This window comes from Paenibacillus rhizoplanae (genome assembly GCF_042684125.1).
Lineage (GTDB): Bacteria > Bacillota > Bacilli > Paenibacillales > Paenibacillaceae > Paenibacillus_AQ > Paenibacillus_AQ rhizoplanae.
Genome location: NZ_JBHUKY010000031.1, coordinates 156,812 through 171,328 on the forward strand (window position 1 = coordinate 156,812; position 14,517 = coordinate 171,328).

General features: G+C 45.6%; 14 protein-coding genes. 2 read left to right on the forward strand and 12 right to left on the reverse strand.

Annotated features, from left to right (window positions below):
• Window positions 1-21: 21 nt before the first annotated feature.
• Window positions 22-1,830, reverse strand: coding sequence for a motility associated factor glycosyltransferase family protein (locus ACFSX3_RS18145; protein ID WP_209988874.1), 1,809 nt, complete (start codon window positions 1,828-1,830; stop codon window positions 22-24).
• A gap of 139 nt (window positions 1,831-1,969) precedes the next feature.
• On the reverse strand, window positions 1,970-3,226 hold the full coding sequence (locus ACFSX3_RS18150) for a flagellin N-terminal helical domain-containing protein (protein WP_209988877.1): 1,257 nt from the start codon (window positions 3,224-3,226) through the stop codon (window positions 1,970-1,972).
• A gap of 1,268 nt (window positions 3,227-4,494) precedes the next feature.
• Here ACFSX3_RS18150 and ACFSX3_RS18155 point away from each other — a divergent pair.
• Complete coding sequence (locus ACFSX3_RS18155) at window positions 4,495-4,800, forward strand: hypothetical protein (protein WP_379254656.1); 306 nt, start codon at window positions 4,495-4,497, stop codon at window positions 4,798-4,800.
• Between the two features lie 350 nt (window positions 4,801-5,150).
• On the forward strand, window positions 5,151-6,701 hold the full coding sequence (locus tag ACFSX3_RS18160; protein WP_209988880.1) for a DUF2920 family protein: 1,551 nt from the start codon (window positions 5,151-5,153) through the stop codon (window positions 6,699-6,701).
• 265 nt (window positions 6,702-6,966) lie between these two features.
• Here ACFSX3_RS18160 and csrA read toward each other — a convergent pair whose 3' ends face one another.
• The 10 genes from csrA to ACFSX3_RS18210 form a co-directional block, all read right to left on the reverse strand.
• Window positions 6,967-7,215: a carbon storage regulator CsrA gene (gene csrA / locus ACFSX3_RS18165; protein WP_209988882.1), complete on the reverse strand. Its 249-nt coding sequence runs from the start codon at window positions 7,213-7,215 to the stop codon at window positions 6,967-6,969.
• A 1-nt stretch (window position 7,216) separates the two neighbouring features.
• Complete coding sequence (locus tag ACFSX3_RS18170; RefSeq protein WP_209988884.1) at window positions 7,217-7,663, reverse strand: flagellar assembly protein FliW; 447 nt, start codon at window positions 7,661-7,663, stop codon at window positions 7,217-7,219.
• 87 nt (window positions 7,664-7,750) lie between these two features.
• Window positions 7,751-8,314: a DUF6470 family protein gene (locus ACFSX3_RS18175; RefSeq protein WP_379258553.1), complete on the reverse strand. Its 564-nt coding sequence runs from the start codon at window positions 8,312-8,314 to the stop codon at window positions 7,751-7,753.
• 18 nt (window positions 8,315-8,332) lie between these two features.
• Window positions 8,333-9,250: a flagellar hook-associated protein FlgL gene (flgL, locus tag ACFSX3_RS18180; RefSeq protein ID WP_209988890.1), complete on the reverse strand. Its 918-nt coding sequence runs from the start codon at window positions 9,248-9,250 to the stop codon at window positions 8,333-8,335.
• Between the two features lie 13 nt (window positions 9,251-9,263).
• Window positions 9,264-10,859: a flagellar hook-associated protein FlgK gene (flgK, locus tag ACFSX3_RS18185; RefSeq protein WP_209988894.1), complete on the reverse strand. Its 1,596-nt coding sequence runs from the start codon at window positions 10,857-10,859 to the stop codon at window positions 9,264-9,266.
• Between the two features lie 57 nt (window positions 10,860-10,916).
• Window positions 10,917-11,417, reverse strand: a complete 501-nt coding sequence (locus ACFSX3_RS18190) for a flagellar protein FlgN (RefSeq protein ID WP_209988896.1) — start codon at window positions 11,415-11,417, stop codon at window positions 10,917-10,919.
• 12 nt (window positions 11,418-11,429) lie between these two features.
• Window positions 11,430-11,717: a flagellar biosynthesis anti-sigma factor FlgM gene (gene flgM, locus ACFSX3_RS18195; RefSeq protein ID WP_209988899.1), complete on the reverse strand. Its 288-nt coding sequence runs from the start codon at window positions 11,715-11,717 to the stop codon at window positions 11,430-11,432.
• Window positions 11,718-11,823: 106 nt separating this feature from the next.
• Window positions 11,824-12,231 carry a TIGR03826 family flagellar region protein gene (locus ACFSX3_RS18200; protein ID WP_209988902.1) on the reverse strand — a complete coding sequence of 136 codons (408 nt, stop codon included), beginning with the start codon at window positions 12,229-12,231 and terminating at the stop codon, window positions 11,824-11,826.
• A 141-nt stretch (window positions 12,232-12,372) separates the two neighbouring features.
• Window positions 12,373-13,260 (reverse strand): ComF family protein, encoded by an 888-nt coding sequence (locus tag ACFSX3_RS18205; RefSeq protein WP_209988904.1) that lies wholly within the window; start codon window positions 13,258-13,260, stop codon window positions 12,373-12,375.
• A 74-nt stretch (window positions 13,261-13,334) separates the two neighbouring features.
• Window positions 13,335-14,517: helicase-related protein (locus ACFSX3_RS18210; protein ID WP_379313108.1), on the reverse strand; the 1,183-nt coding region annotated here is incomplete at its 5' end.

A 14,517-nucleotide genomic window follows, 5' to 3' on the forward strand; every position in this document is an offset into this window, starting at 1 on the left:
TTAATCACGCTCCCTTGTCCCTTAAAGGCTATTTAAACTTCCCTCTATTATATTGATAATTTCTCCGAGCACAAAAATGCTGACTGTTAGGAACTCTATTTGTATATCTCTATTCGCAGTTAAATTAGAGGATGATAATGTTTGTTCTATTGCATACAAGTTCCACATGGAACTCATCATTATCGGCTGTAAATTATGACGTAAAAGCCAATCCTCTTTCACTTTTTCAAATAAATCATCCGTATTCCCTAGTTTATCCACTATTTTCAATAATCGTTTTTCTGATAAGGTGTTGCTAATATCCAAACCCTCTACTATTTTCAATTGATTATCAAATTCCAGTTTCATACTGGTGAATTTCCCTATTTGCTCAATTAATGTAAGTCGCATTTGCTCTTTATCCAGAGGATATTCTGCAACACGGTCCAAGACTTCTTTAACCGGTACAATATCTTGCGAACAATATTGATCAGCAGCTTCTTTCAAGCTTATTTGAAGGGTGCCTTCAATTTTCGCCCCACCTTCAGTGGCATTTATCACCAACATATTCCCATTAAATATCTCAATCTCAAACCACTTACGGAAATTAATCCAAATATCCGTAGTAGCAACACTCCCTCCATAATATCCTTCAGTATACATTTTATTGATTGCTGAAAACACTTCGTTAGTGAACTCTTTATTATCATATATTGTCCCCCCTGCATGAGACTCTTCTTGAGAGTCTCCAAAAGCCAAGTCTTGACCCACTAAAATAATTGGAGATGCTCCTATGTGCTTAGCAAATCCAAAAGCAACATGTGCACATGACAATCCAAGACTGATTGAATTATCTCCCCCCAACCCAAAAATCTGTTGAAGCCAAATATATTCCCCCACATTTTCTCGCATAGGAATAACAATATCGCCAGCAAATTCATTGAAAACTTCAGGATAAAGAAGAAGCGGTGCTACCAAGCTTGTATCAGAAGGATAGTTTTTATTTTCATAGAAGTAACTATAAGTTTCTTTGTCGCGCTCTATTGAACATATAAAGTCCGGTGTAATTCCTTCTTCACAGAGCCTTTGGGCAATTGTATCTACTGCAATGATAACTACCTTCGATGTCATTTTCTTTAGCTGCTCTATATTTTTATTAAGAGATGGGCCTGCAGCCACCACTATTGCCGGTGTGCTTTTGAAAATGTCTTTCAACCGCGAAACATCTTTTGAATTAACTAAGTGATGTAGATTCTTCATATTATGCCCAAATCCCGTTAAACTGTCTTCAATAGAATTCCCAAAAAGCATAGCTTTAAATTTTGCAGTTTCTTTAACAGCCCTTACCAAGAAAGTACACATATCAACAGCATAACTTCTGTAGAAATACGTAAAATAAAACTTTATGTTTTTGAGGTAATAAATAAGGGTTGTCGAAAATATCTTATCTAAAAAAATGGAAAGATTACTCAAATCATCAGCAAAGAGGATCACATTAAATTCTTTAAAGAAAGATAAATCCCTTTTATTTAAAGCATAACTAAAGAAGAGAGGGTTAGTTTCAATAATGATCAGAAAAGACTCTTTGCTCATGGTTTGAAGTAGCTTTTGAATTTCTTCTACAGAATTAATGCCCATAACAAATATAAGTTCTCTTTTTGAGGGTTTAGGCAAACTTGACTTATCAATCTCACTTTTCATAAGAAGTATATCGTTATTATATAGGAGGAATTCTTTACCATCTTCATCCTTATACATTAAGTTTTCAGAAAAACCGCTTTCCTTTTGCTCACAAATCCAGTGATTAGAATTTCGGGACAGAACTTGGATATTTCTATTTATTAACGTCATTGGTGATTCTCCTTATATGCATGTAATATTTAGTACTGGCTTTGAGTTTAATTTAGTTTTGCATAGAAAGATAGCCCCACATCGTGGGGCTATCTTTTTTTGAATTCAAGAAAGATATTGTTTAAAATTAGTACGCTGATTATCTCAACAATTGAAGCACGCCTTGCGGCTGTTGGTTAGCTTGAGCCAACATTGCTTGAGCTGCCTGAGCCAAGATGTTATTCTTGGTTTGTTGCATCATTTCTTTAGCCATATCCACGTCACGAACACGGGATTCAGCAGCTGTCAGGTTTTCGGAAGCTGTACCCAAGTTATTGATAGTGTGTTCCAGACGGTTTTGTACCGCACCCAGTTTGGAGCGTTCACTAGAAACTTTTTGAGTCGCCGTATCGATGACCTTAATAGCTACAGTAGCTTGAGATTGAGTAGAAATTTTCAATCCTTGTACTCCCAATGCGGAAGCTCCCATATTCTCGATTGATAAGTTCATTGTTTGGCCTGTATTCGCACCAATTTGGAACGACGCGGAGCCATCTGTTCTCTTATCAATTGCTGCTTGAGTCTCAGAGAATGAAGATAATGCATTAGACGCGGCAGTACGAACATTGCCAGCAGCATCTTTAACGGTGATTGTCAAACCATTAACAGCGCCTGCAGTACCAGCTGTAGCTCCTTGCACTGAAACTACGCCGGCAGAAGTTGACAAAGTTAGATTAGCATCAGCTGTAGTACCATCAGAAGTTGATAATGCTCCTACAGTTAAAGCAGCACTAGCAGCAAAGCTAGTACTAGTAATTGTGGATCCGTTTTTAACATAAGAAATAGTGATCGTATCCGTAGATTGAATCCCTAGTGTGTTACCATTCTTGTCAGTCAAATTAGTAAGAATAGAACTTGAAGTCACTGCTGCACCAACAGAGTTCTTCAGTGAAGCATTTCCACTGATACTTGCTTGATCGGCATTAACAGCACTGCCCATAGAACCATCTAGTAAGTTCTTGGTGTTGAACTGTGTTGTAGATTGAATACGATCAATTTCTTCGTTCAATTGAGTCATTTCTTTTTGCAATTCACTACGATCGCCAGCAGTATTCGTATCATTCGAGGATTGAACAGAAAGTTCACGCATACGTTGCAGAATGCTGTGAGTTTCGTTCAACGCACCTTCAGCTGTTTGAATCAATGAGATACCGTCTTGAGCATTACGCGAAGCCTGATCCAAACCGCGGATTTGACCGCGCATTTTTTCGGAGATTGCCAGACCAGCTGCGTCATCACCTGCACGGTTAATACGAAGTCCGGAAGACAATTTCTCGATATTTTTGTTAGTATTAGCAGTGTTAGTTGACAGTTGGCGGTGAGTGTTCAGCGCCGCGATATTGTGGTTGATAATCATTTGATATTTCCTCCCTGAAATTAAGTTAGTTCCACATCCATGTGGTAAACGCCAAACCATTAAGGTCGGCCGCCCTGCTGGATCAGCGTCTATATTATATATCGTCAGAGGCTGTCTAGTTGTTAATAGTTTATATGTCTTTTTTATTATTCTTAGGAAGGTATTTATTATTCCGAACTAAAACTATGCTTCCCCTTTTGCTAAACTTTAGAACTTGGCATATATCAATACTGGACAGTGAAAAGTTCTTGTCGAAAAATCGTAACATAGATAAATAACCCAAACCGGCGAATCTACAGTATCCTTAAGACCTCACTCAAAAAGGATAGAATCGCTGAATGGGTTACCCAAAAAGTGTACCCTATCTCGAAGCGATTGACCACACCTATGCTAAAATATCTGAATGAACTTTTGCTTCCCTTCATCCCTGCTGCTCCAGACAAGCCATGTTCGAGTGGTTTGTCGTTATCGTTGTGGGTTTCATGCTGCACTCCGACCATCTGGGTGTGGCTTCTGTGATTCGGGACCTCTCGCTGAGTAGTCGCTGTTACGAGACACTATTTCAGTTTCCCGTTCGTCTGGCTGGCCGTCTCCTCGCTTCGACAGAAGTGGCTTCAGATGGCGCGCCAGCATGCACCTCTGCTGGTAATTCAGGATCGCTTGGTCCTCGTCGGCGATGGCATGAAACAAGCCAAGGAAGGCCGCCGAATGCCGAGGGTCAAGAAGCTTCATTAGGAATCCGAAAATGTCGCCATGGGTGAGTATATCTTTTGTCATTTATTCGGAGCCATCGGCATCCTGGTCAGCGATTCTCGAAAGTGGTTCTGCTTGTCCTTGTTCATAAATCTACAAAACGGTGTCCAAACCATTCTGGGCTGAAAGAAGTCTAAGGGCGAAGTAGAAACGTCTTCCCATGTCGTTCAGATGATTGAACAGAGCTTTGAGGCCCCGAAAGGTTTCGTTCAAGCGTTGCTGCTGTTGGATCGGTACCTCTTGTCGGTTCCGGCCTTAGAACGACTGAATGCGTGCCACCTCGCTTCTGAAACCCGCATGCATTTGGTGACGAAAGCTAAATCGAACGTCGTCGCTAACGAACGCCCCCTGCAAAGAAGCCGGGACGGGGCCGACCCTCGAAAAAAGGTCTGGCAGTCAAACTGAAGGAGCTGTTCGCGACTCGTGCTGCGGATTTCCAACCCATAACCCTTCTGCTATACGGCAACGAAGAGACGGTTTGGTTTCTGTGCCTGGATCTGCTTTGGGGCCAGGGCTTGTATCAGGAATTTCGCTTTGTGCTGGTGCTGCATGAGGGCCGCAGCTCCATTTTGGTCAGTACGGATTTGAGCTTGGCCACCACGGACATCATCCGCTTGTACAGCTATCGCTTTAAAATCGAGTGTACGTTTCGGAAAATGAAGCAAGTCACTCACGCCTTCGGCTACCGCTTCTGGACCCAGTCCATGCCAAAGCTGAACCTCTTTTTAAGAAAAGAGGATGCGCATCCCCTAGAATCCGTAAAAACGAACAAGATCGGCAGCGTATCCAGAAACCGGTTCAGGCAATCGAGGGATTCGTGATGTGCCAGTGCGCTACGATCGGACTCCTACAAGTCGCGGCCTTGCAGTTTCCAGGCCGAACCTCGGGGTTGTTTTTCCGCTATCTGCGTACGCCCTCCCATGCCATAGTCTCCGACGCTACCGTTACCGCTTATTTACAAATTATCCACTTATCTATAACAATATAATTAAATCTAAGCAGGAAAAAGCTGATGTGGAGCGCAATTCACTGGTTTCTTAGATCTATAGAACTTTTGACTGTCCAGTGTCAATAGATAGTAAACTATTAATAGTATTCCTCACTTTTCCGATAAAATATATATTACAGCTTATCACTTAAAAGTGATTACGTAGAATTGGGGGCTTATTTTTTGGAGACACTTCAGTATAAAGTTATACCGCATGCAGATATCGAATTAGGTTATGGCAGAAATGAACTGGATTATTTTGTGACGTTGCCAACAAAAGGTGTAACTGAGTTAACTGGCCTAATATTAACTATTCCAGGGTTTGGCGGCCTCGCTAATTCAACATATCAATTAGAAAAATTAAATCCTTACCTTGCCGAAAAATATAATAGCATTGTGGTCTCCTTAAACTATTTTGGTATACATCGAGGAACGAGAACATTAATAGATGATTATTTTATCCTTAATATGAAAAAAAATTATGGAGTAGAAGATACTTATTGGACGGACATTACATCTGATAATGATTTTTATTTAAAGGTAGGAGCATTATTAGAAAGCAAAGGGTTATCCCAGTTGGATCCCCGCTGTCAAGCACTCAAGATAACAGAGCAGAATGAATATCAATCCTTTGGGCTATTGCCTGCTTTGGATTGCCTTACTGTACTTGGTGATGTTCTCAGAAGGTACCCGGCAGTAAACAAGAAAAAAATAATTGCTTACGGCTCATCATACGGCGGCTATATTGCTATGCTCTGTGGTAAATTTGCTCCTGATATGTTCTCAGTGATAATTGATAACTCAGGCTTCTCACGTACTCAAATGAAACATGTGGTTGGTAGAGAGATACTAGAACATGATTATGTTGTTACTCTTAGTCTCAATAACAAAACTTATTTGTTGCCGTATGCATATAACAATCCTTGGACTATCTTAGATGAAACTTCCCCTTACTATTTTGGTGATTCTCACAAACAGATCCGAAGTCTTTTACTTAGTGAACATAGAATAAAATCCGAAACACGTTATTACATTTTCCATTGCGAAGAAGATCAAATTGCCTCCGTGGAGGATAAGGATATGGTGGTGACTCTGTTATCCAAATATAATTCCACCTACTATAAGCGTCTAGGAAGGAACGATCTTGATGGTGAGCTTTTCAAAAAATATACACACGCAATGGATGCCTCCTTACGGAAACTGTTTGACCATGTCGCTGAACTAGACCAAGATCATAAACTTGTGAAAGAGTTGAATGGGAATGAATTTCTTAACAATACAGTAAATCCATTGAATTGCGGTAGCAGAAATTATGTTTTTAATTTTAAAGACGATTTCACAATAAACGTTACCATAACGAAAAATTCAAAAGCTGACTTTACCTCAATGAGTGCTATATTAGATATCTGTGATTCAATAGACGAGGGATTTAACTTCATCGCTGCTAAATTATCTGATAAGAACTATGATGAAGCTGCTATTGTTATGCAAGATATAATAGATGCATACACAACGATAAGTTTAGAGATAGATAAGCTCTGTGAGTTTATAGATATGCAAAATGTGAATTTAGTTATTAAACAGTTTAAATATATACTTTTAGAGGTTGTTGTACACTTCAATGACAATCGTTGGGATGAATTAGAAGAAGAGCTTTCCCAACAAATCATTCCAAATTTCTTGTTATGGAAAAATGAACTAAGTAATACCTTTAGCCCCTATATAACTCGTTAATAAATTAACGCGCAACAGCCTAAATATTGCACTGAAAGACAGAATTGTTCCTGCTCATAGCCAAGACTGATAGACAGTTTTGACCAAATTACAATACTGGTATTCCTAGTTGAATGTATTCGCCAACATTTAGTAAAGTACAACTGCTACTTTTGCTTCACTCCAAACCTTACGGTTAACAGACAAATCCTCATTTTGGATTCTTTTAACCACAGAAGCCATGCAGTGTTCAACCACTGCATGGCTTCTGCTATATTTGTCCGGGTCAGGACAAATTTAATTTTTGCGAGCCGCGCAGTCGATCAATGAGCGCATTGAGATCAGATTGCAGGGGAGCAGCCGATTCACGATTAGTTTCTTGGATAGAAAGATACACCTCTTTACGGAAAATATCGATATGTTTGGGGGCAGAGATGCCAACCTTTACAGTATCACCATCCACACTTAAGATCGTCAGTTCAATCTGGTCCTGAATGACGATAGTCTCTCCTTTTTTGCGGGACAGTACGAGCATATCATCCACCATCCTTTCCATCTATTGCTGTGTGCTCTTGTAGCAAGCTATGCTTCGTGTGATAGGGGGTCCGATGGAGAACAATTTGTTTACCGGTCAGATCAATGGGATTCAGCACAATCGGGGCTAAGAGATTAATAGTAGAAGCTTCTACATCTTCCTTCAGAGTAAGAATACAGCGAACAAGCACTTCTGATTCAATTGCAAGCTCCTCTGCTTCGTCATCAGGAAGTTCAAATTCATAGGATGGGTAAAACACGAATGGATCACTTAATAGAAATGAAAGGCTTTGCTCGTGTACAGACTGTAGCACCCAGAATGGGCCATCAGGCATAGCGATTAAGGCAAAATCAACTTCATCATCAAAACCTGGGATACCCTTTGAAAAATGATAAATCTGATTCTCACTAACTTCAAGTTTGCCCATTGTATATGTTTCTATAATCAAATTTTTCACTCCTTATAAGTTCTGCATAGCAAAACAATAACAGAAAAGCTACAGAAGCGCTCTCTGGCACATCCATAGCTTAGCGTATCACATTTGAACATTCAATTCCGGCGGAATAAACTGCACAGAAGCAAATTGCTGCATATAAATATCAAGTTTCCCGCGCGTATATTCTGTCTCTGGGCGGTGCCTTTCGACCTGAATATCTACCTTTGCAGCTCTGAAGCTGATTTCTGGAGCTCTCGTTTCAAAATGAATATCGACATTATCATAGGATGCTCTTCCGCAAGGCTCGGGAAATGAATTCGGCTCGGTATCCATTCCATAGACCTCAGCAATGGTATTGCCGGGCTTAAAAAATTCAGCCATCCGGGTTCCTTGCTCGACTCTGCGGGCAATCGCCTGAAGATATAGCTGCTGTATTCCAGAGTAAATTCTTTTGTTCATGTCTAAGACACTGCCACCATTATAGGCTGCACGTGCTCTTGTCTGATCAATCGTCAGCTCTGGACGAGTAGATTGAACCTTCAGTTCTCCAGGCGTAGTTGTAATAGTAACCTCTGCTTTGGGCTGAGTTATAGAAAAGGCTCCTAAGTCAGCATCAATCCCAAGAATCGCAGGGGTCTGTCGAATTTGCAGAATAGATTGCACCAACTTGTTTCACCTCCATTATCTAATGAAGTCCACTAGAGTCGTAGAGATAATCTTTGCCCCCACAGAAAGAGATGCATTATAAATATTTTCTTGAATTTTCGACTTCATAATCAGCCCTTCATAATCTGCATCCTCTGTCTTAGCCTGCAAATCAGTAAGATTAATATTCAGATCACTCAAGCGATCCTGCATTAATTCTACACGGTTAGTCTTGGCTCCAATCTCAGCCCGTGCAGATAATATTGAATCGTTACGAGTATCAATCTTATCAATTTGGCTAGAAATCACTGTGAGATCACCTGACTTCAGTGCAGATGAAAGATTGTTAATAATCGAAAACAGATTGTCCGCTTCTCCAGTTAGACCAAAAACATCATTTCCAGTCATATTAATCGGCATTTGCACGCCTTCCCCTACAATATACTGAATTTGCCCGGGATCTGTCGTGATTGTTTTGGTAGTGTCATAAGTACCATCAGCACCCTTAGCAAAATCATAAGGCTGGGCAGTATATTGCTCACCATTAAAAATATATTTTCCGTTCAGCTTACTGTTGGCTATATCCACCAGTTGCTCTTTAAGCTGCATCACTTCTTCATTGATACTATCCAAAGCGGACTGTGGATTACTTCCCGTCGAAGCTTTTACAGAAAGCTCTCGCAAACGTTGAACAACATCCCCCGCCTGGCCCAACACTGTATCATTATAATCCAGCCAGGACAGCGCACTATCCACGTTCTTCGTATACTGTTCATTGGAAGACAGCTCGGCGCGGTAACGCAGGGAATACGTGATCCCTACCGGGTCGTCGGAGGGCTTGTTGATTTTGCGGCCGCTTGCCAGCTGGAGCTGGGTGTCGTTCATGGTACGTGCATTGCGGTTCAAGTTAAGCAGCAGCTGTGAGCTCATCATATTGGAGGTGACTCTGATCATTGTATGTTCCTCCTTATCTTCCGACCATGCCGGTAGAATTAATTAATTTATCAAGCATCTGATCATAGGTGGTCATGAAACGTGCTGCAGCACTGTAAGCATGTTGGAACACGAGCATATTGGACATTTCTTCATCCAGCGATACACCACTTACGGATTGGCGGCGGGAACTCACTTGCTCCACCAGATAATCCGCGTTACTCGCCTGGCGTGTGGCCTCTTGAGACTGGATACCTAATTGTCCAACCATAGAGCTAAGATAGGACCCGACCGTCCCGGTCTTGGTACCATCCGCTGTTGCAAAAGTATTGTTATCCTTCATATTGCTGAACAACAGTGCCAGTGTGTTATTTCCTTTTACTACGGATACATTGCCTGAGGTGTCTGTAGTAGTACGCAAGGAAGTAGCAAACAGCGTGGGATCAGCAGCAATTTCTGGATTCAGCTTGAGATTGGCAGCAGTGATCGCTTCCCCGGCTACCGCAGAGGTGAAGAACGGCCGGCCCGAAGTCCCGTTGAGCGCATACCCCAACTGATGGAGTCCGTTCAGACCCTTGACTGTTGTTTTCAAATCACCCGTTAATGGAATAGGTACGACGGTTCCTGCTGTAAGAGTTGTTTTGGTACCATCCGCGTTGATAATCTCCGAATCCTTGAGCACAGTGGTTCCTGCGGGTAAGGTAGAGCCTGACGGTATGGTCACCTGTACTTCACCATTGGCAATGGTATTGGCCATCGCGTCAAGCTGCCTCCGGTAGTCAGCCACATAGATGTTTCTGGAGAAAAGCATCCCATAGGCTTCACCGGCCTTCAAATCGCCGGAGGCGAAGGCGGTATTAAGAAACGTACTGTCTACAGCCGCAGTTACGGTCGCTCCTTGAACTAACGGCTGTGTGCCCAGTGAGATGTTGTATCCGGCATCTGTATCCAGAATAGTGATATTGGCAATCTTGGACAGCTTGTCCGTCAACAGGTCGCGCTGGTCGCGCAGATCATTGGCTTTGTCACCCATACCTTCTATCTTGGAAATGGATTGATTGAGGTCAGCGATAGAGCTGAGGTAGCTCTGGATCTCTTTTCCTTTAACGTCAATGTTGGTGCTTAGATCACGGTCCAGATTGCTGAGCTGAGTACTCATATAGTTCATGGCATCCGTGAGGGCCTGAGCTGTCTGGACCACTATCTTGCGGGCGGTTGGATCTTCAGGATTCTTACTTAGATCCGACCAGGATTTCCAGAAGTTATCTAGCACAATACGAATCCCGGTATCCGACGGCTCATTCACGATGGCTTCCAGCTTATCCAAGGTATCGGATTGGATGCCCCAGTTGCCGCTTGCTGAGTTCTCCCCGCGGAATTGATCATCCAGGAACATCTCACGAATCCGCTCGATGGAAGTGAATTCAACGCCTGTGCCCATCTGTCCCGGAACAGTGGAGTTATTAAGGCCATAGGCCTCAATGGGTATGGCTGCCTTCATATTCACCCGCTGGCGGGTGTACCCTTCCGTGTTGGCGTTGGCAATGTTGTGGCCGGTGGTATTGAGTGCAGCCGTCTGGGTAAACAGGCTTCGTCTTGCGGTCTCGATGGAGTGGAATGTGGATGTCATGCTACTTGTTCCTCCCTTGTGATTGCTGCGGTGAACGGGGCTGAGCGGATAAGCGGGTTATCCACGGGCATCAAAAAGCCCCGGCCGAGTCACATTACTGCCCTTGTCGGACGGATGGTGGTATGTCATTTCCTGATTTGGTCTTCCGACAAGCAAATCCAGGGAATAATCTATAAAGGTAAGCGACTGCTCAATCAGCTTCTGGTTCAGCTCATTGGCCTTTTTTAATTGCTGCAATGTGCCGGAAAGCTTCTGCTGAATATGCAGCAGGCGCGATTTGTCATCGGGATCGAATACAAGGCGGGACAGCTCGGTAAGATTCAGATTCAGATTGGAACGGATTCCAACCCCCTGCAAAAACTCGAATGCCGCTTCTGCACGCCGTTCTTCCAGCTGTCCAATCACCTTCATCAGCTTGGACTCGCGGTTCAGGATGTCAATGAGACCCTCCACCTTGTTGTCCATAATGGTCTGTTTCTTGACTGCGGCCAGATCCAGCATCTGCACATGCGCCTCGTCCAGCCGCTCAAGCAATTCTAATAATGTTGTAAGTGCCATGGGTGTGTTCACCTAATTCTCGGAGGATTGCTTAAAGTAGGGGGCGAGTGTCTCAGCGAGCTTGGCTGCGTCAACCTGGTAGGTACCTGCGGATACTTGCTGTTTCAGGCTCTCGATCTTATTCGCACGTTCAGTGTCAATCTTGCCGCTCTTCTGTGCCTGGAGCAGCTTAATGGCCTCATCCGAAATCGATACCTCATCCTTGCGTGTACTCTTCTTCATCTGTTCCTGCCTTTGCGATTCCGTACTTCGTTGGTATGGATTAATCGCATTAATTCGTCCGGCATCGTTAATTTTCATAACTTCACCTTCCTTCTGTAATAAAAAAGCCGATAATCTTTACTAAGTTTATCGGCCCCTGTTGAAACATTCTTTATAGCTGCAAGCGTTTTTTTGCATAATTGTTTTAGTTACGGAACTTATCCACAGCGCGGTAAGCGCCATCTGGAGCCTTCTTGGGAGCCTTTGAGTCTGCACTATCCTTGGCCGCATTGGCCAGGTCTTTGGTCAGACGGCTGCGGCAGCTATCGCACATATGCCCTTCACGGATCAGCGTTCCGCATACCTCGCAAGGGTACATCATATTGGGCGCATTGGCTATGGAAATCCGGCCCTCCCGGATAAAACGCGTGATTTCCTTAATGGAAATATCGGTGGCATCGGACAGTTCCTGTATGTTGGTGCCTCTATTTTTGCGTAAATAATCTACACAGATTTCATACTCATGCTCTAACTCCTTGATGCAGGGCTGGCACAGGTTCATCAGGTTCTTGACATATAACCGGCCGCATCTCGGACAATTGTCTACATTCATTTCTACCGCGGCTCCCTTCTATCATTCTGCACAACTCATGAATCGCTTATGCTACTAAGATTACATGATCGCCGAAGATCCGTCTATGTTTAGTATCGGTCAGGGAAGCGGTTTTATTGAATTCCGGAGCGGCGGCAGCTGCTAGGAACGTGCCCAGGTCAGAGAGTAGATCTCAGCAGTGCAATCCAGACTGCGGCAGAGCTGCTGAAGCGCCCCGGCGCAGGCACGGATCGTACTCCCCGTAGTGTAGATATCATCGACAATAATGATTCGCAGAGGGCGCTGTTCAAGCTGATGCGACGCACGGGAATGCAGGTGTTCATTCAGACTTTGCAGAACCGCCGAATCTGTATTTCCGGCAAAAGCATACTTCATATCGGCCAGCCGCTCGCTTCTGCTTTTGAAGCTCTGCTTGGCGGTGTGATGGGTGCGGACCAGCAGCGGAAGCTGAGGGACTCCTCTTCGCAGGGATACTACATCAGCCAGCCGCTCTGCCTGATTGAAGCCCCGCTCGGACAGACGGACAGCGCTCACAGGTACAGGGACTAGCAGGTCGGCTTGCCATAGGTTAGAACCCACACGCACACGAAGCTTTGATTGGAATACCGGGAATGGTTTGTTGAAAAAAACACCTTGTTGCGCTCCATTTAATTGTTGATTGCTTTGTTCTTGTTGCAGGAGCTCGTATGCCCGATCCAGCATCAGACCGAGCAGGGGGGCGAGCCGCTCATTCCCCCGGTATTTATACTGGCCTAGTATTTCTCGCATATCACTGGTGTAAGCTACTGCACTCCGGTTGCACCGGATCGGTAAGGGCCCATGGCTGCGGCTGCAATCGGGACAGCCCACATGACGCCCGCAGATCTGGCACCGGGGAACGCGAATCCATGGAATGCCGCTCTGGCAGTGTACGCAGATTCCGGGCCATTCAGGGGAAGGACGGCCTCTGCGGCCGCAAAACAGACATTCCGGCTGCGAAGGCGCAATTAGGGAGCGGGCTTGCTTCATCCAAGACGTCAGGGAACGCATCTTAACCCTCCTTCGAAATGAGGTGTATGGAGTTTAAAAGTACAGAGTGTCTAGAATTCAAAATTAGGAGACTGCTAAGACTGGATATATCCCTGTCTGCGGGCAATGGCATTCATCCTGCGGATCTGTGATATGGCGGCGCGCTGCGAGCGGCTCCACTCTGCCGAAGCGAAGATGACGTTGCCCGCCGGATCATCCTTGGAGCGCCCCGCCCGGCCCGCCATCTGCACCAAGGCCGCTTCATCAAATAGTCCGCTGTCCGCATCCAGAATAAACACATCACTATGCGGTACTGTGACCCCACGCTCCAGAATCGTTGTCGTTACCAGCAGGGAAATAGTGCAATCCCGGAACTTAAGCACCGTCTCTGCCCTGCCCGGATCTTGAGAGGAGGTTCCCTCTATAGACACTCCGGGAAATATCCGCCGCAGCAGCTGCAGCAGCCCCTCAATATGGGCGATTCGGGAGACAAAGAGGAAAATCTGCGCCTTACGGTCAAGGGACCGTTGCAGGGCAGAGCGTAACCCTGCCGGGAGTCTCCCCTGCTTCAAGCAAAGATAGAGCGGCGGCATACGGATATGGCGCGGAACCGGTAAGGGATGGCCGTGAAAGCGGACCGGGACCCTTGCATGCGGCAATCTGCCGGAACGGGCAAGGCGCTGCAGCTCCGCAGGCGGCGTAGCGGAGAGCAGGATGAATCGTCCGCCGGGCTTGCAGACCTGCCTTGCGGCATAGTCCAGCATAGGATCGTTGTGATAGGGATACGCATCGATCTCATCGATGATGACCAGATCGAAGGCCTGGTTAAACCGCAGCAGCTGGTGCGTGGTCGCCAGGGTGATCCGGCTGCGGCGCAAGCGGTCCTCGCTGCCTCCGTACAGCACGGCGGGGACTTCCGCCGGGAATGCCTTCGCCAGGCGCGGCGCAAGCTCCAGCACGACGTCGCGCCGCGGGGTGGCGATCAACGCCCGGCCCCCGGCCGCGAGCGCCGCCTCCAGGAGCGGGAAAGTGATCTCCGTCTTTCCCGCGCCCGTCACCGCCCAGAGCAGGAACCGCTCTGGGCCCGGGTCGGCGGAGCGCCTGCGCGGCTCCGCCAGGAACCCCAGCGCGGCGGCGGCGGCGGCGGCCTGCGCTGCGCTAAGCCCCCACCGGCGTGCCGCAACGGTGGGGGACACGCCGGCCGTGCAGCGCACGGCCGGCAGCGGTGCGCTGCGCAGCAGCAGCGCGCAAGCCCGGCTGCGCCCCAGTGCGAGGCAG